Annotated in this window: 19 protein-coding genes; 9 read left to right on the forward strand and 10 right to left on the reverse strand. The window is 71.1% G+C overall.

From position 1 onward, the window contains the following. Positions 1-41 precede the first annotated feature (41 nt). From OG622_RS32680 to OG622_RS32690, 3 genes are all read right to left on the reverse strand, one after another. Positions 42-1,289, reverse strand: a complete 1,248-nt coding sequence (locus OG622_RS32680; RefSeq protein WP_371580215.1) for an ROK family transcriptional regulator — start codon at positions 1,287-1,289, stop codon at positions 42-44. A gap of 178 nt (positions 1,290-1,467) precedes the next feature. Continuing rightward, positions 1,468-2,304 carry a hypothetical protein gene (locus OG622_RS32685; protein WP_371580216.1) on the reverse strand — a complete coding sequence of 279 codons (837 nt, stop codon included), beginning with the start codon at positions 2,302-2,304 and terminating at the stop codon, positions 1,468-1,470. 218 nt (positions 2,305-2,522) lie between these two features. Beyond that, entirely contained in the window at positions 2,523-3,059 is a 537-nt protein-coding gene (locus tag OG622_RS32690; RefSeq protein WP_371580217.1) for an HNH endonuclease, read from the reverse strand. A gap of 315 nt (positions 3,060-3,374) precedes the next feature. On the opposite strand from OG622_RS32690, the gene OG622_RS32695 reads away from it, so the two are divergent. Further along, the gene (locus OG622_RS32695; RefSeq protein WP_371580218.1) at positions 3,375-4,478 is read left to right on the forward strand and encodes a mechanosensitive ion channel family protein; all 1,104 of its coding nucleotides are present in this window, start codon (positions 3,375-3,377) and stop codon (positions 4,476-4,478) included. 132 nt (positions 4,479-4,610) lie between these two features. On the opposite strand, the gene OG622_RS32700 is transcribed toward OG622_RS32695, so the two are convergent. Genes OG622_RS32700 through OG622_RS32710 form a run of 3 tightly spaced genes read right to left on the reverse strand, consistent with a single transcriptional unit; the run spans position 4,611 to position 7,209 of the window. Further along, entirely contained in the window at positions 4,611-5,969 is a 1,359-nt protein-coding gene (locus tag OG622_RS32700) for an ABC transporter permease (RefSeq protein ID WP_371580219.1), read from the reverse strand. Beyond that, entirely contained in the window at positions 5,966-6,679 is a 714-nt protein-coding gene (locus tag OG622_RS32705) for an ABC transporter ATP-binding protein (RefSeq protein WP_371580220.1), read from the reverse strand. Before OG622_RS32705 ends, OG622_RS32700 begins: the two co-directional genes overlap by 4 nt. Beyond that, on the reverse strand, positions 6,676-7,209 hold the full coding sequence (locus OG622_RS32710; RefSeq protein ID WP_371580221.1) for a PadR family transcriptional regulator: 534 nt from the start codon (positions 7,207-7,209) through the stop codon (positions 6,676-6,678). Before OG622_RS32710 ends, OG622_RS32705 begins: the two co-directional genes overlap by 4 nt. 211 nt (positions 7,210-7,420) lie before the next feature. Here OG622_RS32710 and OG622_RS32715 point away from each other — a divergent pair, with 211 nt between their 5' ends. From OG622_RS32715 to OG622_RS32725, 3 genes are all read left to right on the forward strand, one after another. Beyond that, positions 7,421-7,657: a hypothetical protein gene (locus OG622_RS32715; RefSeq protein WP_371580222.1), complete on the forward strand. Its 237-nt coding sequence runs from the start codon at positions 7,421-7,423 to the stop codon at positions 7,655-7,657. Positions 7,658-7,687: 30 nt separating this feature from the next. After that, on the forward strand, positions 7,688-9,769 hold the full coding sequence (gene malQ / locus OG622_RS32720) for a 4-alpha-glucanotransferase (RefSeq protein ID WP_371580223.1): 2,082 nt from the start codon (positions 7,688-7,690) through the stop codon (positions 9,767-9,769). 78 nt (positions 9,770-9,847) lie between these two features. Further along, positions 9,848-10,099 carry a hypothetical protein gene (locus OG622_RS32725; protein ID WP_371584294.1) on the forward strand — a complete coding sequence of 84 codons (252 nt, stop codon included), beginning with the start codon at positions 9,848-9,850 and terminating at the stop codon, positions 10,097-10,099. A gap of 111 nt (positions 10,100-10,210) precedes the next feature. Here the strand turns inward: OG622_RS32725 and OG622_RS32730 are convergent, their stop codons facing one another. Next, complete coding sequence (locus tag OG622_RS32730) at positions 10,211-10,729, reverse strand: MarR family winged helix-turn-helix transcriptional regulator (protein WP_371580225.1); 519 nt, start codon at positions 10,727-10,729, stop codon at positions 10,211-10,213. A 138-nt stretch (positions 10,730-10,867) separates the two neighbouring features. On the opposite strand from OG622_RS32730, the gene OG622_RS32735 reads away from it, so the two are divergent. Next, positions 10,868-11,815 (forward strand): EamA family transporter, encoded by a 948-nt coding sequence (locus tag OG622_RS32735; RefSeq protein ID WP_371580226.1) that lies wholly within the window; start codon positions 10,868-10,870, stop codon positions 11,813-11,815. 139 nt (positions 11,816-11,954) lie between these two features. Here OG622_RS32735 and pepN read toward each other — a convergent pair whose 3' ends face one another. Together pepN and OG622_RS32745 are read right to left on the reverse strand one after the other, a co-directional pair. Continuing rightward, the gene (gene pepN / locus OG622_RS32740; protein WP_371580228.1) at positions 11,955-14,534 is read right to left on the reverse strand and encodes an aminopeptidase N; all 2,580 of its coding nucleotides are present in this window, start codon (positions 14,532-14,534) and stop codon (positions 11,955-11,957) included. 288 nt (positions 14,535-14,822) lie between these two features. Beyond that, the gene (locus OG622_RS32745) at positions 14,823-15,839 is read right to left on the reverse strand and encodes an aspartate-semialdehyde dehydrogenase (protein WP_371580229.1); all 1,017 of its coding nucleotides are present in this window, start codon (positions 15,837-15,839) and stop codon (positions 14,823-14,825) included. A gap of 358 nt (positions 15,840-16,197) precedes the next feature. On the opposite strand from OG622_RS32745, the gene OG622_RS32750 reads away from it, so the two are divergent. Both OG622_RS32750 and OG622_RS32755 read left to right on the forward strand, forming a co-directional pair. Then, positions 16,198-16,731 (forward strand): sigma-70 family RNA polymerase sigma factor, encoded by a 534-nt coding sequence (locus OG622_RS32750; RefSeq protein ID WP_371580230.1) that lies wholly within the window; start codon positions 16,198-16,200, stop codon positions 16,729-16,731. A 1-nt stretch (position 16,732) separates the two neighbouring features. Further along, positions 16,733-17,791, forward strand: coding sequence for a hypothetical protein (locus OG622_RS32755; protein ID WP_371580231.1), 1,059 nt, complete (start codon positions 16,733-16,735; stop codon positions 17,789-17,791). A gap of 72 nt (positions 17,792-17,863) precedes the next feature. Here OG622_RS32755 and OG622_RS32760 read toward each other — a convergent pair whose 3' ends face one another. Further along, positions 17,864-21,184: a S8 family serine peptidase gene (locus OG622_RS32760; protein ID WP_371580232.1), complete on the reverse strand. Its 3,321-nt coding sequence runs from the start codon at positions 21,182-21,184 to the stop codon at positions 17,864-17,866. A 223-nt stretch (positions 21,185-21,407) separates the two neighbouring features. Here OG622_RS32760 and OG622_RS32765 point away from each other — a divergent pair, with 223 nt between their 5' ends. Together OG622_RS32765 and OG622_RS32770 are read left to right on the forward strand one after the other, a co-directional pair. Further along, positions 21,408-21,869, forward strand: coding sequence for an NUDIX hydrolase (locus OG622_RS32765; RefSeq protein WP_371580233.1), 462 nt, complete (start codon positions 21,408-21,410; stop codon positions 21,867-21,869). Between the two features lie 321 nt (positions 21,870-22,190). Further along, a complete protein-coding gene (locus tag OG622_RS32770; RefSeq protein ID WP_371580234.1) occupies positions 22,191-23,969 on the forward strand; it encodes a TIGR03767 family metallophosphoesterase in 1,779 nt (592 codons plus the stop codon). Positions 23,970-24,024: the final 55 nt, after the last annotated feature.

Raw genomic sequence — 24,024 nt, forward strand, 5'->3', positions numbered from 1 at the left:
GAACGGCCCGCAGTTTTCGGACGGTCTGTGACGCGGTCGATTCAGCGGAGCGTCAACGTGTCGAAGACTTCGTCCCGGGTCGCGGCGAGCGCACTCTCCAACGCCCCCCGCAGCACGGGGTGTTCACGCACGTCACCGAGAACGAGCCGCGGCCTGGACGCGGCCAGCTCCGCCAGCTCGGCCTCGACAAGGGCCCGCAGCGGCTCGCCGCCGGCGGTCAGCGCCGTACCGCTGAGGACGACGAGTTCGGGGTCGAGTACGGCTACGAGCGATGCGATACCCGTGGCGAGCCCGGTGGCGTAGGTGGCCAGAAGTTGTCGGTGGGACCCGGAGTCGATGTCGGCGGCGGCCCGGGCGACGAGCGCCGCCGCGACCTCGGCGTACGCCCCCTCCGGTACGGGAGAGATTCCCAGCTCACGGGCGAGCCGGGGAATGATCTGCGAACCGGCGAGCTCCTGGTAGCCGCCGCTGTTGGCCTTGGTGACGTGGCGGACCAGCGGCACACCGGGGACCGGCAGGAACCCGACCTCGCCGGCGCCCCCGGTGAATCCCCGGTGCAGGCGTCCGCCCAGGACCACGGCGGCGCCGAGACCGCCCTCGTTCCACAGCAGGACGAAGTCCTCGTGGCCCCTGGCCGCGCCCAGCCGTTGTTCGGCGAGGGCGGCGAGGTTGACGTCGTTCTCGTACTCCACCGGCATCGGCAGCGCGGCGGCGAGTTCGTCGAGGAGGGCGGGGGAGTGCCAGCCGGGCAGGTGCGAGGCGTACCGCAGCCGCCCGGTGTTGGGGTCGAAGGCGCCGGGCGTGCCGATGACCAGCCGGCGCACGTCGGACCGGACGAGTCCGGCGGCCTTGACCGCCCCGTCGAGGGCGGTGGTGACCTGCCGTACGACGGGTTCGGCGGGGCGTCGTCCGGGGGTGGGGACGGCGTGCTCGCCGACCGTACGGCCGGTGATGTCGGCGACGGCGGCCAGGACGCGTTCGGGGGTGACGTCCAGGCCCGCGGCGTACGCGGCGGTCGGGTCGACCGCGTAGAGCTGGGCGTTGGGGCCGGGCCGGCCCGCCCCGGATCCGCTCTCGCCGGGCCCGTCCGTGCCGGGTCCGTCCGTGTCGGTGCCCGTGGCGATCACGAGCCCGGCGGCTTCGAGGCGGGCCAAAAGCTGCGAGGCGGTCGGCTTGGACAGCCCCGTCAGCCTGCCGAGCCGGGTCCGGGAGAGCGGCCCGTGCTCCAGCAGCAGGTCGAGCGCGGCGCGGTCGTTCATGGCGCGCAGTACACGGGGGGTTCCTGCCATGGTCCGCCACCTGTCAACTGTTAGGAAAGTTTCCTGTCGGATACCAGGACGATAGGACTAGACCAGATGAGCGTCAATATCCGGCCAACAAAAAACCGCCCCCGGCAACGGAGTCGTTACCCGGGGGCGGTGTCGGCACCGCGGAAGGCGGTGCCGTTTCATCTCACTTCACTTCACGTCACTTCACGTCGACGTAGTCCGACGCGGACGTCACGGCCGCGGTGGTGGACGTGCCCGAGAACGTGTAGCGGTACGAGCCGTCCTTCGACGCCTTCACCGTGGTGGACAGGGCGCCGGCCGTGCCGGAGGTCACCGTCTTCACGTCCGTGAAGGCGGGGGCGCCCTTGGCCTTGAACTGGAGGGTCGCCTTCTGGCCCTTGTAGCCCGCGTAGCTGCGGGTGTTCCAGTCCGCGCGGGTGAGCTTGCCCTTGACGGTCAGGGTCTTGCCCTTGGTGACCGGCTCCGGGGTGGCGTTGACGGTGGCCTTCGCGAGCCGCTGGAGCTTGGCGGTGCCGAGGTTGCCCCAGATGTCGGACCCCACGTGGAAGCCGATGTGGTCGTCGGAGTCGTCCTCGTCGATCGCCACGTCGGTGTAGAACGCGGCCGCCTTCCAGGTGGTCGCGTCCGCGCCCTCGTAGAGGTACGACCGAGGAGCGATGGTGAGCGTCGTCGCGCAGGACTCGGTCACCGTGGTGTCGGTCGTCGCCGTCGTCGTGCAGGTGGGCTTCTTGGAGGAGCTTTCGATGGAGTTGTCGGGCTCCGCGAGCCTGCCCCGGTAGAGGGCGACGCCCAGGAAGTTGTTCTTGTAGTCGATGGCGAGATCCGACGGCCGGGTGAAGCTGTACGTGACCGGCACGGTCACCTTGGCCTTGGTACCGACCACGATCGGCTTGCCGCTGTTGACCGTGATGGCGCCGAAGGTCAGGTCCGGCGAGTCGGCCAGCGCGGTCGGCGCGGCCAGGCCGGTGAGAGCCAGGGCGCCGGACACGGCGGCACCTATGGCGAGCTTGCGCATGAGTCCCCACATTCGAAGCGGGCCCCTGGGCGTTTCGCTCCAGAACAAGGGCCCCGCCCCCTGTAGGAGTGACACTAGGCGATCACGCTTGTGTGGGGAACGCGGGGTACCTGTGAAGACGGTAATGAATGCGCAGGTCAAGCGGATGCAAGCGCTCCGGGTGCCCCCGTGAGGGGCACCCGGAGATGCAAAACCCGGACATGCAAAAACCCGGACCGTCAGGCGGAGATGCCGTCGATCCGGGCCAACGCGTCGTCCGCGCCGAACGGCTGCAGGTAGGGCAGCCAACGCGGGTCCCTATGGCCGGTGCCGATGATGCGCCAGGCCAGACCCGAGGGCGGAGCGGGTTTGTGACGGAGCCGCCAGCCGATCTCGACGAGATGGCGGTCGGCCTTGACATGGTTGCAACGGCGGCACGACGCGACGACGTTGTCCCAGACGTGTTTGCCCCCGCGGCTGCGCGGGATGACGTGGTCGACGCTGGTTGCGACGCCACCGCAGTACATGCACCGGCCCCCGTCGCGGGCGAACAGTGCCCGACGGGTCAGAGGAACGGGCCCCCGATAGGGAACCCGGACGAATCGCTTGAGCCGGACCACGCTGGGTGCGGGGACTGTGACGGTCGCGCTGTGCAGATAGGCGCCCGATTCTTCCAGGGCGACCGCCTTGTTCTCCAGGACGAGGACGAGCGCGCGGCGGAGCGGTACGACACCGAGCGGCTCGTACGACGCGTTGAGGACCAGGACGTGCGGCACGGATGCCTCCTTGTACGCCGGCGGCGCGTGGCTCGCGCCGTGGACGATCCGTAGTCAGTCTCCCCTCATGCCTGGTGGAAGCGCCACCATGTCCCGGTAACGGGCTGGGAGTGTTTTCGACCACACCCTGATACATCCCCCGCCGCGTGCTCCCTTCACTCCCTGGTGAGCGCCCTGTCTCCCTCGAACATGGCGACGACCTCCACACAATGCCCCGTTAGTGTGGTGGGCATGCCCGTCCGGTGACCCATCCGTGACCCGACGGATCTTGACCGCCGCACCGGAGGGCAGATAACGCACCTGGAGGTACCCGCCGTGTCGTCCGTTTCTTCCCTGTCCCTCCTACTGGCCGCCGCCACGCCGTCGCCGTCCCCCTCGGAGACGTCGACGACCCCCGCGGTGCCGTCGCTGGAGGACGCCCAGGAGAGCGCGACCAACGCCGCCAGCTGGGTGGAGGAGAACTGGTCCACATGGCTGGCCATCGGTCTGCGCGTCCTGCTGATCGTGGTGATAGCGGTGGTGCTGAGAGTGTTCGTCCGGCGGGCGATCACCAAGCTCATAGACCGGATGAACCGCTCCGTGCCGGGCGTGGAGGGCGGCACCCTCGGCGGTCTGCTGGTCAACGTCGAGCGCCGCCGCCAGCGCTCCCAGGCCATCGGCTCGGTACTGCGCTCGGTCGCGTCCTTCCTCATCCTGGGCACCGCCGCCCTGATGGTCCTCGCCACCTTCGAGATCAACCTCGCACCGCTGCTGGCCTCAGCCGGTGTCGCGGGCGTCGCCATCGGTTTCGGCGCCCGGAACCTGGTCACGGACTTCCTCTCCGGCGTCTTCATGATCCTGGAGGACCAGTACGGCGTCGGCGACACCGTCGACGCGGGTGTCGCCTCCGGCGAGGTCATCGAGGTCGGCCTGCGCGTCACCAAGCTGCGCGGTGACAACGGCGAGATCTGGTACGTCCGCAACGGCGAGGTCAAGCGCATCGGCAATCTCTCCCAGGGCTGGGCCACGGCCGGCGTCGACGTCACCGTCCGTTACGACGAGGACCTCGACAAGGTCCGCCGCACCCTCCTGGAGGTCGGCGAGGCCATGAGCAAGGAGGACCCCTGGAACGAGCTTCTCTGGGGCCCCATCGAGGTCCTCGGCCTCGACGACGTGCTCCTGGACTCGATGGTCGTCCGCGTCTCCGCCAAGACCATGCCCGGCAAGGCCCTCACCGTCGAGCGCGAACTGCGCTGGCGCATCAAGAAGGCCTTCGACGCCGCCGACATCCCCATCGTCGGCGGCGCTCCGGCCCAGGCGGCCGACAACCCGGACGCCGACCCGTCGGCCGGCGTCTCACCCCCGTCGGCCTACGCCTCCAGCACGTCCCCGCAGTCGGAGCGGGCTACGCCGATCGCGCCTTCGGGGGCGCCGAAGTAGCGCGACGCGCGTTAGCGGTTGTGCATGACAGTGGGGGCGCCCGGAATTCTCCGGGCGCCCCCACTGCTCCCCCGCACCTACCGGCGGCCCAGGAACACCCCCGTGCCTCCTGGGACGCCCGGTCTTGAGGCCCTACGCGTACCGCAGCTCCGTCGGACGCACCGACCGGCGCAGCAGCGGCAGCGATGTGGCCGCCGCCAGCAGACAGGCCCCGTACACCACGAGGGGGACGAGCAGTGCCCCGAGCGGCAGGATCGAGACGCCGCCCACGACCAGGGCGTACCAGATGGCGATCGCCGTGCCCCCGACCCCGGCCACCAGCATCGACGGCACCAGCGGCAGGGCGGTCTCCAGGAGCAGGGCCCGGCCCAGCACCTCGTAGGGCACCCCCGCGGCGACCTGCGCGGCCAGGCCCCGGCGGCGGGTGGCGAGCGACTCGGCGGTGCCGACGGCCAGCCCGAAAAGGGTGATGGCGAAACCGACGAGGATCGCGGCGGCCGCCAGGTTCAGCCCGGTGACGTAGAACGCCCTCTCGGCGAGGTAGTCGGTGCCGTTCACCACCGCGAGCAGTCCTTGCCGTATGCCGATGAACCCGCTGCCCACGACGGTCCCCATGAGGACGGCCGCGTGGGTGCGGGCCGAGGTCCACGGGTCGTCGCGCAGCCGCTCGGCGGCGATCAGCACCGCCGGGGTCTCGGCGCGCGCGGCGAGCAGTCGGCCGGTGAGCTTCGAGACCGTGCCCGAGAGCCACACCGCGCCCGCGCCCACCGCGAGCAGTGCGCCGGAGATGGTCAGCGGGGCGTAGCTGGGTGAACGGTCAGGCATGTCGCGGTTGGTGTTGGCGACGAAGAGCAGTGCCCCGAGCACCACCAGCGCCACCGCGCCCAGGAACACCCACCCGGGCCCACGGCCCGTGCTCGGCCGCACCCGGCGCACCCAGCCCAGCGGAGAGGCCACCACGCGGCGCAGCGCCAGCGCACTCGCGACCGCGCCCAGCGCCGGAACCCCCAGCGCCACCAGGGCGATGCCGACCCAGGCCAGGGCGGGCGGGCTGGACCACACGCCCAGCAGAAGCAGCACGAAGAAGACCGTGACGACCAGGGAGCCGACCAGACAGGCCGCTGCCGTCTCCAGCGCCGCGATCCGGCGCACCTGGGCCGCCGATGCCCCGGCCAGCCGCAGCCCGGCCAGTCGCCGGTCACGGTGCATGGCGCCGACACGGGTGCACTGGCCGAGGAACCCGAGCACCGGGACCAGCAGGAGCAGCAGGGTGACGATCACCCCGGAGCGCTCGCCGGGGTGGTTCAGCAGCCCGCTGGCGAACTGCACGCTGTACTGGCCCTCCAGCGAGGCCAGTGCGGCCGCCGCCATGCCGAAGCCGGTGGCCAGGGCCGCCCCGAGGGCGGTCAGCGTCACCCGCCACCACTCCCGCCGGTCGGAGCCCCGCGTCAGCAGGACGGCCAGCCGGAGATCGTTCGCCAGCGTGCTCACCGGGTCACCTCCAGCGCGGCGTCGGCCTCGGACGCCACGACCCCGTCCTTCAGCGTGACCTCCCGGTCCGCGTACGCCGCGGTCTGCGCGTCGTGCGTGATCAGCAGCATCGCCGTACCGGACTCCCGGGCCGCGTGCGTCAGCGCCGCCATCACCTGCTCGCTCGCCAGCGAGTCCAGTGCCCCGGTCGGCTCGTCCGCGAACACCACCTTCGGCGCGGTCACCAGCGCCCGCGCCAGCGACACCCGCTGCGCCTGCCCGCCGCTCATCTCACCGGGCCGCTGCTCCTCCTGCCCACGCACGCCGAACCGCTCCAGCCACTCACCGGCGCGCTCCCGCGCCTCCTTGCGGGCCGTGCCGGCCAGCAGCAGCGGCAGCGCGACATTGTCGACGGCCGTCAGCTCCGGTATCAGCTGCCCGAACTGGAAGACGACCCCGAAGTCCGTCCGGCGCAGCTCGCTCAACTCCTTCTCGGGAAGCTGGTCGAGCCGCTTCCCGGCGTACGCCACCGAGCCCTCGTCGGGGCGGACGATGCCCGCGAGACAGTGCAGCAACGTGGACTTCCCGCTGCCGCTGGCCCCGGTGACGGCGAGGATCTCGCCCTCGCCCAGCTCCACCGAGGTGCCGCGCAGCGCCCGCGTCCTGCCGTGCTCCTTCACGAGGCCGCGGGCCGCGAGCAGCGGCACAGGGCTGGGGTTCTTCTCGTTCATGCTGCGTCGACCTCCGCGGTCAGGGTGGTCAGCCGGGCCGCGGTGGTGTTCATCCAGCGGAGATCGGCGTCGAGATGGTTGAGGGCGTAGTCCGCCGCGAGCACGGTCGCGAGATCGGCACCCGGCGCGGTCTTCACGGCGGTCAGCTCCCGCATGCGTGCCATGTGCGCGGTGCGCTGCGCCCGCAGGTAGGCGGCCGGGTCGCCGTCGGCGAGGATCGAGACGACGAGCTTGGCGAAGATCTCGTTCGTGACGAACGGCGCGGGCGGCGTGATCTCCCCGGCCCACTCGGCCAGTTCGCGGGCCCCCTTGTCCGTGGAGCGGTACGACGTCCGCTCCGGGCCGCTGTCCGCCGCGGTGCCGTCGATCTCCGCGAGCCCGTCGCGGACCAGCCGTTGCAGGGTCGTGTAGACCTGCCCGTAGGCCAGCGGGCGGGCCTGCGGAAAGCGTTCGTCGTGCCGTCGCTTGAGGTCGTAGCCATGGCTCGGCCCACTGGCGAGCAGGCCCAACAGGATGTGACGGGTGCTCATGGAGATCAGTATGCACTGAGTACATGTACTGAGTGAATAGTGATCGGAGGAACGGTCCGGCCATGCCGATGCCGGAGGAGCCGGGGCCCCTCCGTACAAGTGACCAAAACCACGATGTACGGTCACCCACGTCTGCGGCGGCGCCCGCTGGGTAGGGCTGGAGTACCCCGGACCCGCACCCCATCGCCGTACGACGACAAGGAGGCCCCCCATGGCCGCACCGGCTCACCTTCCGACCCCGGCCCGCTCCAAACGCACGGCGGAGCCCTACGAGCTCCACGAGCCCCATGTCTGCGTCTTCAGCGCCGAGGGCCCCTGTGCCGACGTTCCGCTGACCAGCGAGCCTCCGCTCCCCGACGCCGAACCCCTCACCAGCGAGCCGCCCCTCACCGAGGCGGCCCCCCTCACCAGTGAACCCACGTCCCACGGCGCCGCATCGGGGGTCTAGATGCACGAAGACCCAGGGGGTTCGAGCCCGATGCCCGAGACCCCGCTGGCCCGGCTCGCCGCCCTGCACGGCGTCGCCACCTCCTACAGCCCCTCCCCGGACCGTACGGTCGCGGCCTCGGGCGGCGCGGTCGTGGCCGCTCTCGCCGCACTGGACGTCGACGCGAGCACCCCCGAGGCCGTGACCGCCGCCCTCGCGGCACGCGAACGGCAGCTGGGCGCACGGCTGCTGCCGCCGACCGTGGTCTGCTGGGCCGACGGCGGGCCCCCCGCCGCGCTGACCGCCCTCCCGGACGGCACCCGGCTGCGCATCGAGACCGAGCAGGGCGAACTCCGCTCCGGCGTCGAGAAGCTGCCCCCGGGCGTCCACGCCCTGCGTGCCGCCGCCCCCGACGGCCGCACCGCCGAGGCCAACCTCGTCGTGGCCCCGGCCCGGCTGCCCGCCCCGCCCGGCCGCACGTACGGTCTCCTCGTCCAGCTCTACTCCCTCCTCTCGCAGCGCAGCTGGGGCATGGGCGACCTCGGAGACCTCGCCGAACTCACCGCCTGGGCCGGCCGCGCCCTCGGCGCCGGATTCGTCCAGGTCAACCCGCTGCACGCGGCCGTCCCCGGCACCCCCACCGACCCCTCCCCGTACCGCCCCTCGTCCCGCCGCTACCCCGACCCCGTCCACCTGCGCGTCGAGGACGTACCGGAGTACCCGTACGCCCTCTCCTCCGCCTCCTCGTCCCCCGAGGAGCGCGACCGCGTCGGCGCGCTGCTGGAACGGGCCGTGCGCCTGCGGGAGTCCGTCCTGTCCAAGGGCGAGCTGATCGACCGGGACGCGGTGTGGGACCTCAAACGCGAGGCCCTGGAACTGGTGCGCGCCGTGCCGCTCGGTCCCGGGCGGCGGGCCGCCTACTGGGACTTCCTCGCCGAGGAGGGCGAGGCGCTGGAGGACCATGCCACCTGGTGCGCGCTCGCCGAGGTCCACGGCTCCGACTGGTCGCGCTGGCCGACGGGCCTGCGCGACCCGCGCTCCGCCGAAACGGCCCGCGCCCGGGGCGAGTTGATGGACCGCGTCGACTTCCACACCCGCCTGGCCTGGCTGACCGACGCCCAACTCGGCACCGCGCAACGCTCCGCGCGCGACGCGGGCATGCCGATCGGCCTGGTGCACGACCTGGCCGTCGGCGTCCATCCCGGCGGCGCCGACGCCTGGGCCCAGCAGGAGCACTTCGCGGCCGGCATGTCCGTCGGCGCGCCCCCCGACGCCTTCAACTCCCGCGGCCAGGACTGGGGCCTGCCCCCCTGGCGCCCCGACCGCCTCGCCGAGTCCGGCTACGCCCCCTACCGCCACCTCCTGCGCGCCCTCCTCCGCCACGCGGGCGCCCTCCGCATCGACCACGTCATGGGCCTGTTCCGCCTCTGGTGGGTCCCGCAGGGCCAGGCACCGACCGAGGGCACGTACGTCCGCTACGACGCCGACGCCATGCTCGCGATCCTGGTCCTGGAGGCGTCACGGGCCGGCGCCCTGGTGATCGGCGAGGACCTCGGCACGGTCGAGCCGGGCGTCCGTGAGGCCCTCGACGCCCGCGGCGTCCTGGGCACGTCCGTCCTCTGGTTCGAACGCGACTGGGAGGGGACCGGCCGCCCGCTCCCGCCCGAACGCTGGCGCGCGAACTGTCTCGCCACCGCCACCACCCACGACCTCCCGCCCACCGCCTCCCGGCTGACCTGCGACCACGTCGACCTCCGCCACGGCCTGGGCCTGCTCACCCGTTCCCTGGACGAGGAGCGGGCGGAGGCCGCCGCCGACGCGGGCGAATGGCTGGCCCTCCTCGCCCGGCTGGGTCTGCTGGACGGCGCAGGCGGCGGCATCTCCACCACCTCCGAGGAGGACCGGATCCAGGCCCTCCACCGCTTCCTCCTCCGGACCCCCGCCCGCATGATCGGTCTCTGGCTCCCCGACACTCTCGGCGACCGCCGCCCCCAGAACCTCCCCGGCACGTGGGACCAGTACCCGAACTGGCGCCTGCCGATCGCCGACGCGTCCGGCCGCCCGGTGACCCTGGAGGACCTGGCGGCGTCACCTCGGCTGTACGCCCTGGTGGATGTGCTGAGGGGCGCGTGAGAGTGGCCCCTTCGCTATCGCACCCCCGGCCGAGCGAAGCTCACCCACGTTCGTTACCTTTAGCGCGTGGACAAGAAGGTGGACAAGAAGAACGCCCTGCGCGCCGGCGCCCTGGCTGCCGGTACGACGCTGATGATGCTGCTCATGTCGTCCCCCGCGCTCGCGGTGACGCCCGACGACGGCGACGACCCGGGTCTGGGCCTCAGCGTGTTCGAGACGCTCGGCCTCTACGTCGTGGCGCCGCTCGCGCTGTTCGCGGTGATCGCCGGTCTGGTGATGGTCCTGGACGGGTCGACGGACCGTCGGCCGAAGGCCAGGGCGAAGGCCTGACCCGCCTCCGCTCCGCCTTTCCCGACGCTTTGCATCGAGGGCACCCTCCGCACACCTGTGCGCCGTGGGTGCCCTCGTCGTGTTCCTGGGGGTACGGCTCCTCGGCCGCGGTTACGCCCCCATCCCCACCACCAGCGTCCTCAACAGGTCGGCCAGTTGGCCGGCCTGTTCGTCGCTCAGGTGGGAGAGCGCCTCGGTCTGGACGGCGAGGCCCGCGACGAGGGCCTCGTCGATCAGGCGCAGCCCTTCGTCGGTGAGGGTGACCTGGAGGGCGCGGCGGTCGTGCGGGTCGGGGGAGCGGCGGAGAAGGCCGGCGCGTTCGAGTTTGTCGAGGCGTCCGGTCATGCCGCCGGTGGTGAGCATGAGGGTGGCGGAGAGTTCGCGGGGCGAGAGCGTGTACGGCTCGCCGGACCGCCGCAGGGTCGCTAGCACGTCGAACTCACCGCGTGAGATCCCGAACCGCGTGTACGCCTTCTCCGTTCGGTCGCCGAGGGCTCGCGAGAGCCGGTAGACGCGGCCGAACACCGCCATCGCGGTGGTGTCGAGGTCGGGCCGCGCGACCGCCCACTGGTCGACGATCGCGTCGACGGGGTCGCGGAGGGGCTGGTCGGGCTCAGGGCGCGCGTTCATGGGGTGAGTATCGGATGCCTATGGGTCGGCCGCAAGAAAGTAGCTTGACGGAAAGTGGCTTAACGCTAAGCTAATAGCGAGCAAGCTAAATCGAACACGTCGATCGAGCAGACCCTCCCGCCGAGAAGGACGCGCCCCATGACCGCGCACACCGCGCAGACCGCGAGTCGTCTCCCCCTCATCGCCCTGACCGCACTCGCCCCCCTCTCCTGGGGCACCACCTACGCCGTGACCACGGAGTTCCTGCCGGCCGACCGCCCCCTGTTCACGGGCCTGGTGCGGGCGCTCCCGGCGGGGCTGCTGCTCCTGGCGATCTCACGTAGGCTGCCGAGCGGGGTCTGGTGGTGGAAGGCCTCGGTGCTGGGCGCGCTGAACATCGGCGCCTTCTTCCCGCTGCTCTTCCTCTCCGCGTACCGGCTGCCGGGCGGTATGGCGGCGGTCGTCGGCTCGGTCGGTCCGCTGTTCGTCGCGGGCCTGGCGACCGTGCTGCTGGGGGAGCGGCCGACCGTACGCACGCTGCTCACCGGGATCGCCGCGGCCCTCGGCGTGAGCCTGATCGTGCTGAAGGCGGCGGGCGCGCTGGACCCGGTCGGGTTGCTCGCGGCGCTCGCCTCCACCGCCTCCATGTCCACCGGCACGGTCCTCACCAAACGGTGGGGGCGCCCGGCCGGCGTAGGCCCGCTCGCCCTCAGCGGGTGGCAACTGACCGCGGGCGGCCTCCTGATCGCGCCGGTGGCCTTCCTCGTCGAGGGCGCGCCCCCGGCCCTGGACACCCGGGCGGTCGGCGGCTACCTCTATCTGGCCCTCGCCAACACCGCCGTCTCCTACTGGCTCTGGTTCCGGGGCATCGGCCGGCTCTCCGCCACCCAGGTCACCTTCCTCGGCCCCCTCTCCCCCCTCACCGCGGCCGTCGTCGGCTGGGCGGCCCTCGGCCAGTCCCTCACCCCCCTCCAACTCCTCGGCATGACCATCGCCTTCGGCGCGACGATCCTGGGCCAGCTCCAGCCGCGTTCCCCGATGCCGACCGGCCGCCCGCGAAGAGCGCCACGCGGTGGAGCGCGACGCCGGGCGTCAACCACCGTCTAGGGACACCGGTCCGGCACGGGCCCGAGACGAAGTCCGGCACGGGAAGTCCGGCACAGAAAAGGGGCGCCCGGTGAGATCACCGGGCGCCCCTCGTCGTACGTCTGTCCGGGCCGCCCCGGGGTCGTACGAACGGCCTTCGCTATTCCGTGGTCGCCGCCGCGTCCGCGGCCTGGGCCTTGAGGGCCCGCTCCACGCCCGAGCGGGACTCCGAGACCAGTCGGCGGAGGGCCGCGTTGGGCTCGGCGGTGGTCAGCCAGGTGTCCGTCCTGTGCAGGGTGTCGGCCGAGACCTGGACGGTCGGGTAGAGGCCGATCGCGATCTGCTGGGCGATCTCGTGGGAGCGGGAGTCCCAGATCTCCTTCACCACCTCGAAGTACCTGTCGGTGTACTCGGCGAGGAGGTCACGCTGGTCGGTCTGGACGAAGCCGCCGATGACCGCTTCCTGGAGCGCGTTGGGGAGCTTGTCCGACTCGACCACCTGCGACCAGGCCTCGGCCTTGGCCTCGGAGGTCGGGCGGGAGGCGCGGGCGGTGGCGGCGTGGCGTTCGCCGGCGGCCGTCCTGTCGCGCTCGTACTCGCCGGCGATCTCCGCCTCGTCGTAGCGGCCCACCGCCGCGAGCCGCTGGACGAAGGACCAGCGCAGCTCGGTGTCGACGGCCAGGCCCTCGATCGTCTGCGTGCCCTCCAACAGGCCCTCCAGGAGGTCCAGTTGCTCGGGGGTGCGGGCGGTCGCCGCGAACGCGCGGGCCCAGGCCAGCTGGTGGTCGGAGGCGGCCACCGAGGCGCGCAGATGCGCGAGCGTGGCGTCCGTCCAACGGGTCAGCAGCGCCTCGCGGGCCGTCGGGTCGGCATACAGCTCGATCGCCAGCTTCACCTGCCGGTGCAGGGACTGGACGACACCGATGTCGGACTCCTTGCCGATGCCCGACAGGACGAGGGAGAGGTAGTCGCGGGTCGCCAGCTCCGCGTCACGTGTCATGTCCCAGGCCGAGGCCCAGCACAGCGCGCGGGGGAGGGAGGCCTCGAAGTCGCCGAGGTGCTCGGTGACGAAGGCGAGCGACTGCTCGTCCAGGCGGACCTTCGCGTACGACAGGTCGTCGTCGTTGAGGAGGACCACGGCCGGGCGGCGCCTGCCCACCAGCTGCGGTACGGCGGTCAGTTCGCCGTCGACGTCCAGCTCGATGCGCTCGTCGCGGACCAGTTTGCCGCTGGTGTCGTCCAGTTCGTACAGGCCGACCGCGATGCGGTGCGGGCGGAGCGTCGGCTCGCCCTTCGCGCCCGCGGGCAGCGCCGGGGCCTCCTGGCGGATCGCGAAGGAGGTGACGACACCGTGCTCGTCCGTCGCGATCTCGGGGCGCAGGACGTTGATGCCCGCCGTCTCCAGCCACGACTTCGACCAGGACTTCAGATCACGGCCGGAGGTCTCCTCCAGGGCGCCCAGCAGATCGGACAGGCGCGTGTTGCCGTAGGCGTGCGCCTTGAAGTACGCCTGCACGCCCCGGAAGAACTCGTCCTGGCCGACGTACGCGACGAGCTGCTTCAGGACGGAGGCGCCCTTCGCGTACGTGATGCCGTCGAAGTTGACGAGCACGTCGTCCAGGTCGCGGATCTCCGCCATGATCGGGTGCGTGGACGGCAGCTGGTCCTGCCGGTACGCCCAGGTCTTCATGGAGTTGGCGAACGTGGTCCAGGAGTGCGGCCACCGGGAACCGGGCGCGTCGGCCTGGCAGGCGATCGACGTGTACGTGGCGAACGACTCGTTCAGCCACAGGTCGTTCCACCACTCCATGGTGACCAGGTCGCCGAACCACATGTGGGCCAGCTCGTGCAGGATGGTCTCGGCGCGGACCTCGTACGCGGCGTCCGTCACCTTCGAGCGGAAGACGTACTGGTCACGGATGGTCACCGCGCCCGCGTTCTCCATCGCGCCCGCGTTGAACTCCGGCACGAACAGCTGGTCGTACTTCTTGAACGGGTACGCGTAGTCGAACTTCTCCTGGAACCAGTCGAAGCCCTGCCGGGTGACCGCGAAGATCGCGTCGGAGTCCAGGTGTTCGGCGAGGGACGGGCGGCAGTAGATGCCGAGCGGCACCGACTGCCCGTCCTTCTCGTACACGCTGTGCACGGAGTGGTACGGGCCGACGATGAGTGCCGTGATGTACGTCGAGATACGGGGCGTCGGCTCGAAGACCCAGATGTCGTCCTTGGGCTCCGGCGTCGGCGAGTTGGAGATGACGGTCCAGCCCGTCGGGGCCTTCACGGTGAACTGGAAGGTGGCCTTCAGATCCGGCTGCTCGAAGCTCGCGAAGACGCGGCGGGCGTCGGGGACCTCGAACTGGGTGTACAAGTACGTCTGGTTGTCGACCGGGTCGACGAACCGGTGCAGGCCTTCACCGGTGTTGGTGTACGCGGCGTCGGCCACGACCCGCAGGATGTTGCGGCCCTCCAGCAGGTCCGGCAGCGCGATCCGGGAGTCCGCGAAGACCTCCGCCGGGTCCAGCGCGTCGCCGTTGAGGGTCACCTCGTGGACGGTCGGGGCCACCAGGTCGATGAAGGACGCCGCGCCGTTCTCGACGACGTCGAAGCGCACCGTGGTCACGGACCGGTAGGTGCCACCCTCCTCCGCGCCGGAGAGGTCGAGATCGATCTCGTACGAGTCGACGCTGAGCAGCGCCGCCCGCTGCTGAGCCTCGTCGCGGGTCAGGTTTGTGCCAGGCACGCGGTCATCTCCTCGGTATGTGTGGTTGCGCCATCCTTCCATGGGGGCGTGGTGTGCGGCCAAGTACGCCGAGCGAACAGAGGCCGAGTCCCGTTCAGCCGTGATACACGCAGCTATCGAACTCCTGCGGCGAGCACAGCTGGAGCAGGAATACACGGCGGCTTTCGCCGAGTCGGAGAGGAGCGAAGACGCTGCCCTCCGGGACCGGACGCGTCATCACCCGGCGCTCCGAACACGCTGAGGGGGCCCACCGGCACCTGGTAGGCCCCCTCTGTGCGTACTGCCTGCCTACTCGCTCAGCTCCGCCGCCACCAGCTCCGCGATCTGCACCGCGTTGAGCGCCGCACCCTTGCGGAGGTTGTCGTTGGAGACGAAGAGGGCGAGGCCGTTGTCGACGGTCTCGTCGGCGCGGAGGCGGCCCACGAACGAGGCGTCCTGGCCCGCGGCCTGGAGGGGGGTCGGGATGTCGGAGAGGGTGACGCCGGGGGCGCCGGCCAGCAGCTCCGTCGCGCGCTCCACGGAGATCGGGCGCGCGAAGCGGGCGTTGACCTGGAGGGAGTGGCCGGAGAAGACCGGGACGCGGACGCAGGTGCCGGAGACCTTGAGTCCGGGGATCTCCAGGATCTTGCGGGACTCGTGGCGGAGCTTCTGCTCCTCGTCCGTCTCGTGGAGACCGTCGTCGACGATCGAACCGGCGAGCGGGATGACGTTGAAGGCGATGGGCCGCTTGTAGACGCCCGGCTCGGGGAAGTCGACCGCCGAGCCGTCGTGCGTCAGCTTGTCCGCGTCGCCCACGACCTTCTGCACCTGGCCGTGCAGCTCCGCGACGCCCGCGACGCCGGAGCCGGACACCGCCTGGTACGTGGCGACGACCAGCGCTTCGAGACCCGCCTCGTCGTGCAGCGGACGCAGGACCGGCATCGCGGCCATGGTCGTGCAGTTCGGGTTGGCGATGATGCCCTTGGGGCGGTCGGCGATCGCGTGCGGGTTCACCTCGGAGACGACCAGCGGTACCTCGGGGTCGCGGCGCCACGCGGAGGAGTTGTCGATCACGACCGCGCCCTGCGACGCCACCTTCTCGGCCAGCGCCCGGGAGGTCGCGCCGCCCGCGGAGAACAGGACGATGTCGAGGCCGGAGTAGTCGGCGGTCGACGCGTCCTCGACCGTCACACCGTCGACGACCGAACCGGCCGAGCGGGCGGACGCGAACAGGCGCAGCTCGCGCGTCGGGAAGTCGCGCTCCTTGAGGATCCTGCGCATGACCGTGCCGACCTGACCGGTGGCTCCGACGATTCCGACCCTCACGGCGACTCCTTTTACGTGGCTTGTGTGTGTCTGCGGCATGGCCGAGGCGTTTCCATCATGCGGTCAGGCCGGGCCCGCCTGTCCAATCGTTTGACCAGGCCGTGCGACGGGCAGGCCGCGAGCGGCCCCGGCGCCGAAGCCGCTTCTGTGGCCGCCACCCCGGCTGAGCTGGAGAAATTCGCCCTACGGCGGCCCTGTACCGCAATCTGTACTGCCCCGACCCTGCCCACGGCACCCGGGTGCACGCGAAGGTGTGACGTACGCCTCTGCGCTCCGCCGGGAAAGTCGGGCCGAACCCTTCGAACGTTTCGGTCCGCATCGGCGTCGTAGGGGAAACGCGGGAGGGGAAGGGGGGACTGTGCTGCGCAGAAAGGCGCGCCACGTCGAGAGCGTCCAGGAGGCGGACGATCCACTGGACGAGGCCCAGGAGCGGCGGGTGCGGGCGGTGCTCGCGCTCGGCGGTGTGCCGCAGTCGGACCTGCTGGACGGGGTACAGCAGGTACGGCTGCGGCTGCTGGAGCGGGCCGCGAGCGGCCGTGAGGCACCGCGGGACGTGTCCGCGTGGGCGGCGGTGGTCGCGTCCAACCTGGCGATGGACTGGCACCGCGCCAAGCGGCGCCAGGAGCGCCTGGGAGAGCGCCTGGCCTCGCTGCGGCAGCCGGCGGCGCACCCCTCCGGCGAGGACTCCAGCGTGCTCTCGCTCGCCGTCGCCCGAGGCCTGGACGAGTTGCCCGACGCCTTGCGCCAGGTCCTCGTCCTGCGCTTCTACGCCGACCTGCCGGTGCGTGGGATCGCCGATGAACTCGGCATCCCCGAGGGCACGGTCAAGAGCAGGCTCCACTCGGCGGTCCGCGCACTGCGCTCCCGCCTGCACGAGGACGAGGTGGTGTGACGTGGCCGCCCGGGACGACAGCAGGCGCGACGCCGAGTACGACGACATCGCGCACGGGCACGGCGAGCACGACGACCTCGCCTTGGGTGACGGCGCCGAGCGAGCCGGGCAGCCCGAACACGACGGCGCTCGGCAGGACGATCACGACGGCGTTCGGCAGGGCGAGGACGGCGCTCGGGATTACGGCGACATCGTTCACGACGGCCCCGCCTACGCCGGCATGGACGCGCTGATGGCCGCCCTTCTCGACGAGCCGCTGCCCGAAGAAGCCCTGAGGGACGCCGAGTTCGTGGCGTCGCGTGACGCGGCCGCCACCGACGTGGCGCTGCTGAGGGAGCAGCTGGGGCTGATCGGTGAGGCGCTGGCGGTGACGGGTGAGGACGCCGTGGCCGGGGTCCCGCCGGGGCGACCCGTGGCCGCGCGGCCGGGGGACGCGGCCGGTGCCGAGACGGACCCCGGGCGGGTGCCCCGGCCCGCGCAGGCCCCCACCGCGTCGGTGACGCCCCTGCTGCCGCGGCCGTCCCGCGCCCGGCACGCCCTGAAGATCACCTTCGGCACCCTCGCCGCCGCGGCGGCCGCGTCCGTGGTCCTCGGCGTGGGCTGGGTCGCCGTACAGGCCGGCGGCGGGGCGAACAGCTCGAAGTCGTCGGCCGACTCGGGTGTCTCCGAAGAGTCGGCAGGCAAGAGTGACAACAGCCTGGAGGACAGCGACGGGGGGGACGACTCGGCCTCGCGCAACCCTGAGGGATACGTCGCCTGTGCCCGCGTCATCGTCGAGGGCACCGTCACGGAGGTCGAACCCGTGACCGGTGCCGCGCAGGACCGGATCACGGTCGAGGTGGACCGCTGGATCAAGCCCGGCAAGGGCGAGGACCACATCACCTTCCCCATGGACCACGATGTCGACCCCCGGCTGCGGCAGGGCGACCACGTCCTGGTCGGCATCCCGGGCGACAGCGCCCAGCCGGACATCTGGACCACGAAGGAGGCGGAGATCGCCCGCGACCGGGCCTGGATCGAGGCGGCGCTGCCGGACTCGGAGGAGCTGCCGTGCGAGTGATCCGCTGAACGCCGAAGGGGCGGGTGTCCTTCCGGACACCCGCCCCTCCTTCACTCACGTACTACCGGCGCACTACGGCGTGACCTTCTCGATCCGTACGCTGCCGATGCCCGCGGCGGTGCCGCGCGCGTTCACCAGCTGGACCTGGCCGAAGAACTCCCGGCCGGCCGGGGCCGCGGCGGCCGCGACGACGTCACCGGAGACGGTCGTCGAGCCACCCGTGGCGAGCTTGACGGCGGTGTCGGCGACCTTCACCTCGCCCAGGGCGGAGGAGAAGAACACGTCGCGGTAGTCGTACGCGGTGGACCCGGCGGGAACCGCGTAGCCGACGACCTCGACGGTGTACGTACCGGCGGCCGGCGAGGGGATGGAGACGGACTCCTCGGAGTCGCCGTCCGCAGAGCTCCCGACCTCGACGCCTGCGGCGTTGTAGACGTACAGGTCCAGGTCGGCGCCCGTGTCCGCCGTGTTGCCGATGGTGACGTCCAGGGACTCGGCGCCCGCGGGCACCTCGACCGTGGAGGTCTGGGTGACACCGGTCGCGATGGTCGGCCGGTCGGACTTGGCCGAGCCGAGCGGGCCGCCCGTCAGCTTGCCGTCGATGGGGGCAAGCTTGTTGGTCACCTTCCAGGAGGCGGCGGTCGGCGTGCCGACCTTGGCCTCGGGCACGGTGACGACCTCGGGGTCGAAGTTCGCCCCGTACACCGCGAAGTTCAGCTTGAAGGTGTTGTCGAGCACCGGTGACGTCCGGCGCGACTCGACCTCGAACTCCCAGACACCGGGCTGCGGGTTGGCGTACGACCGCACGTCCGGCTTGCAGCCGTTGCCGTCCAGGTAGTTGTTGTAGCAGGTCAGGGAGCTGGTGCTCTCGACCGCGACGCCGTACGGGTGGTTGGCGATGAAGCGGGTCTGGCTCTTGTCCTTCAGCCCGCTGATCGCGACCTCAAGGCTCTTCGCACCCTCGGGGACGGTGACGAAGTACGACTTGAAGGCGTTGCGCTGGACCGTGCTGGACACCGAGTGGGTGTACTTCAGCGGCGTGGAGACGACCACCGTGTTGAGAATCTGCTTGTCGACGCCCACGGTCTTCGGGTCGTCGACCTCCAGGATCACGCTGCTGATGCCGGCGTTCTCCGGCTTGGCGGCGATCTTCACGGTGACCGGCTTGTTCAGCGGCAGGGAGACCTCGTCGTCGCCGACGATCGAGAACGTGTCGTTCTCGTCGTTCTCCAGGCGCAGGTCGTGGCGGATCGCCTTGTCGGCTCCGGAGGTGCGGGTGACGGTGACGTCGTACGTCTTCGTCTGCCCGGCCTTCAGGCCGCCCTCGCGGTCGTAGACGCCGGTGCCGAAGCCCGGGGTCTTCAGCGCGAAGTCGATAGCCGTGTCGACGGGAGCCTTGACCGCGTAGTCGTGCGCCGTGGCGCCCGCCTTGATCGACTTCCACGCGGCGACGATGTCCATCAGGCCCGCGCCCTCGGCGTACGCCTGCACGCGCCGGATGTGGTCGGCGGTCGAGGTCAGCGCGGTGCGCAGCTTCGCGGGCGTCAGTTCGATGCCCTTCTGCTTCGCGGCGCTGAGCAGCAGCGCGGAGGCGCCGGCCGCCTGCGGGGAGGCCATCGACGTGCCGTTCAGCATCTGGTAGCCGGCCGGCAGTTGGTAGCCGGCCTCGGGGGCGATGACGCCCGGCAGCCAGGTCTGCGTGGTGTTGATGGAGGCGCCGGGCGCCACCAGGGTCGGGGTGAAGCCGCCGTCCTCACGCGGTCCGCGCGAGGAGAAGTTGAACAGCTGGTACCCCTTGGTGACCTCCGAGCCGTAGTTCGAGGCCCAGGTCGCCTTGGAGACGGACGCGCCGACCGAGATCACCTTGTCGGCAAGACCGGGGTCGCCGATGGTGTTGGCGCCGGGGCCGGAGTTGCCGGCCGAGATGACCAGCTGGACGCCGTAGGTGTCGATGAGACGCGTGTACAGCTCGGCGCGGGCGTTGTTGCCGTCGTTCAGCGCCGGGAGGCCGCCGATGGACATGTTGATGATGTCGACGCCGCGGTTGACGACGAGGTCGATCATGCCCTCGGTGAGCGCCACGTTGGTGCAGCCGGGGCCGAACTCGCAGGCGCGGGAGGAGACGATCTTCGCGCCGGGGGCGGCGCCGTTCATCTTGCCGCCGAACAGGCCGTTGGCGGCGGTGATGCCGGCGACGTGGGTGCCGTGCTCGCTGGAGATCAGACCGATGTTGACGAAGTCGGCCTTCTTGCCGACCCAGTCGCCCCCGAAGGGGTCCATCGGGACGTCCTTGCGGTACTCCACGACGAACGGCTGACGCTCGGCGACGTCGGTCGCCGGGTTGTCGGTGCCGAAGTAGCCGATCTGGTAGCCGTCCTTGTACGGCTTCATCGGCTTGTCGTCGGTGAAGTTGAAGTTCTGGTTCACGTCGACGGTGACCGTGCCGGCCGCCGCGTTGTAGAGCACACCCCACGCGTCGGTGGTGTCGCCGTCGCGGTTCACGTCGCCCGCCGCGTCTCCGGCCGCCGTGGCGGACTCGCGGAAGGTGTTGACGGAGTACGAGCCCGCGGGCGCGGTCCAGGTCCGGCCGCCGAAGGTGAAGGTCGGCCCGGAGACCGAGTTCGTCATCGGGCGCCAGCTGCCGTCGCCGTCGACGATCGGGTCGGTCGACGTCACCCAGTCGACGATCTTGCGCTCGCCGGTGGTCGTCTTCTGCAGCGCCGGGTGCGCGAGGTCGACACCGGAGTCCAGGATGCCGATGGTGATGCCCCGGCCGTCCGCCGTCGGGTTCTTCCGCACGAAGTCGACGGCGCCCGTCTCGAAGGACGGGTTGTACGGGTTCTCGGCGGGGGTGTTCTTGTCCGGCCCCGGGTACGTCTCGGCGACCGTGGCCTGCGGCTTCGCGTCCTTCGCGGTGTCCGCGAGCGGCGACGGGTCGTCGAGGACGATCTCCTGGCGCAGGTCGATGCCCTGCACGGAGGAGAGCTTCGCGGCGGCCGAGATGGCCGAGTCGGCGCTCTTGGTCGGGACCGTGGCGCGGACGTAGCCGAGCTTGTCGTAGGTGCGGCCCACGGAGCCGCCCTTGACCGCGTCCAGCTGCTCGGCGACCTGTTCGGTCTTGCCGGGCTTGGTGGCGATCATCATCGTGACGTTCTTGTCGCCGTCGGCCTTGGCCTCGGCGAGCAGGTCGGCGTCGGCCGAGCCGAGCTTGTCGTGCGCGGACTTGACGCCGCCGTCCGCCGGGACGGCGGTGGACGGGTCGTCCGCGGAGAAGGCCATGGGTATCGGCCCGGCCGCGGAGAGCGCGGCGACCAGACCCGCGGCCACGGCTATGCGGGCCACGCGTCTCGTACCCGGTCGGGGGCCGGGCTGGGGGGTGAGGGTCATCGACATCCCTTGTAGGTAAGGAATCCAGAGCACGAGCATGGATGATCCGAGCGGCGGGTTCGGATCGGTCCGGTCCGATATGCGGTCCCGGATGATCGCCCAGTCTTACCAAAGTGATAGATGTTTGGGGAGAGTTGACCGAGACGGGAACCATTTCATGGGGTAAACCCTCAACCCGTCATGGACGCAATGGCCGCGAATGAGCGGACATTGTGGGTAACGTCTGTGCATGCGCGAAGAGTTGAGGGTGGCGGCCTACGCCGTGTGCGTACGCGACGGACACCTGTTGCTGGCCCGCTGGGTCTCCCGGGACGGGCTGAAGAAGTGGACCCTGCCCGGCGGCGGTATGGAGCACGGCGAGAACCCGTACGACACGGTCGTCCGGGAAGCGGCCGAGGAGACCGGCTACTCCGTCGAACCCACCACCCTCCTCGGCATCGACACCAACAGAGGCGAGAACCCCCGCCGCCTCGGCACCCGCGTCGACTTCCAGGCCCTCCGCATCGTCTACGAAGCCCGCGTCACCGGCGGCGACCTCCGCCACGAGACGAACGGCTCCACGGACATGGCCGCCTGGCACCCGCTGGAGGAGGTCCCGGAGCTGGAGAGGGTGGGCCTGGTGGACGTAGGCCTGCGCCTGTGGAGGGAACGCCCGCAGAACGGCCACCTGGAACGGCCGGTCACCTCTTAGGGCGCGGGCACACACGGCCAACCCGCACCCGCACCCCACCATCACCGCAAGCCCCACGGCGAATCGGTGCCCTACCCCACCAGGTGAACAAGGAGTGACCGCTTCCCTTCACTTCCGCTCACATTCGGAAACGCCCGGTGGGCGCGCACCGTACCCGTAGATCCACGTACGGTGATCGGCGCCACCCGTTGCCGCCTCGTTAACGTCCAGGCCATCCCGGCTGCCAAGCATCAAGTACGAGCGGGAAACATCATCGGCCGCACCCCGGCCGGAGGCCCCCGCGACCACTTCCGACGCGTTCGCACTCGGGGAGACCGCGCCATGTCGCGCATACGCTCAGTCGCTGCCGCCGCCACCAACCCTGACCGCAGGGCCTTCCTCGCCGCCACCGGCGCGGTCGGCCTCGCCGCGGGGGTCGGCTTCGCCCTGCGGCCGGAGACCGACGCCCACGCCGCCACCGTCGCCGACCGGGCCGCGGCCACCGAGGTCCCCCTGGCGATCCTCTCGAACAGAGAGGCCCCGGCCGCGCCCCTCGCCCCGTACACAAGAGGCACGACCCTCGCCTCGGTCGCCGCCCCGCGCAACTCCTCCGGCTACCGCCGCCTCGGCGCCGGCCCCGCCTGGGCCCGGGTCGTACGCGGCGACCTGGCGACCCCCAAGTCCGGCCGCGAGAAACGCCGTACGGCGCTGGCGTCCTTCGTGCAGTTCACCGACCTGCATGTGGTGGACGTCCAGCACCCACTGCGCTACGAGTACCTGCGCGCCCGGACCGCCAGCGCCTGGCGCCCGCAGGAGGCACTGTCCGTGGCCGGCGCGGTCTCGCTCGTCGAGCGGGTGAACGCGCTGCGCGGAGCCCCGGTGACCGGCTCGCCCCTGCACTTCGTCATGACGACCGGCGACAACACCGACAACAACTCGAAGACGGAACTGGACTGGTTCCTGAAGGTGATGAGCGGCGGCCGTGTCACCCCCAACTCCGGTGACCCGCGCCGCTACGAGGGCGTCCAGAACAGCGGCCTCAAGCTGTACTGGCAGCCGGACGCGGCCCTCCGCGACGCCGACAAGCAGCTCGGCTTCCCGCGCCTGAACGGCTTCCTCGCCGCCGCGATCCGCCAGGTCAACAGCCCCGGCCTGAACGTCCCCTGGTACTCCACGGTCGGCAACCACGACTCCCTCCCCGGCGGCTGCTACGCCCCCGGCGACTCCTTCTTCGCCGACTTCGCCGTCGGCGGCAAGAAGCTGATGACCCTGGACGAGCAGGTCGGCAAGGCCCTCTGGGACAACGTCAAGAGCGGCGGCGACCCCCGGGGCACCGAGTGGAAGGCCATCCTCAAGGCCCAGGCGAAGAAGATGCGGTCGGTCACCCCGGACGAGGGCCGCGCCCCCTTCACCCCGCTGGACTACCTGAAGGCCCACCTGGACCCGGCCCACACGGGCCCCGGCCCGGTCGGCCACGGCTACTCGCAGGCCAACCTGGACGCCCGCACCCAGTACTACGCCTTCCGCGTCGCCGACGACGTCATCGGCATCAGCCTCGACTCCACCGACCCCGGCGGCCACTACGAGGGCTCGATCGGCACGGCCCAACTCAAGTGGCTGGACCGTACGTTGAAGGAGGCGGCGAAGGGCGGTTCGTACGCCGTCGTCTTCAGTCACCACACCAGCGCGTCGATGCGCAACCTCCGAAAGGACCCCTCCCGCCCCGGCGAGGCACGCCACGGCGGTGACGAGGTGCTGTCCCTGCTCGGCAGCCACCGCAACGTTCTGGCCTGGGTGAACGGACACAGCCACCGCAACCGCGTCACCCCCCACGGGTCGGCGAGCGGCGGTTCCTTCTGGGAGATCTCGACGGCCTCCCACATCGACTTCCCCCAACTCGCCCGCGTCATCGAACTGGTGGACAACAAGGACGGCACGATCTCCGTCTTCACCACCCTGATCGAATCGGCCGCCCCGCAGGCAACCGACTTCACGGACCTCTCGCAGACCGGTCTCGCCGCCCTCTACCGTGAGCTGTCCTACAACGCCCCCGGCCGCCGCGACACGCTCACCGGCACGCCCGGCGACCGCAACACGGAGCTGGTGCTCCGAAAGGGCTGAAAACCACTCAACCGGCGCGCACCTGATCAACCTGCCCGCCCGTCCCCGTGTCCCC

The sequence above is a fragment of the Streptomyces sp. NBC_01314 genome, from assembly GCF_041435215.1.
Lineage (GTDB): Bacteria > Actinomycetota > Actinomycetes > Streptomycetales > Streptomycetaceae > Streptomyces.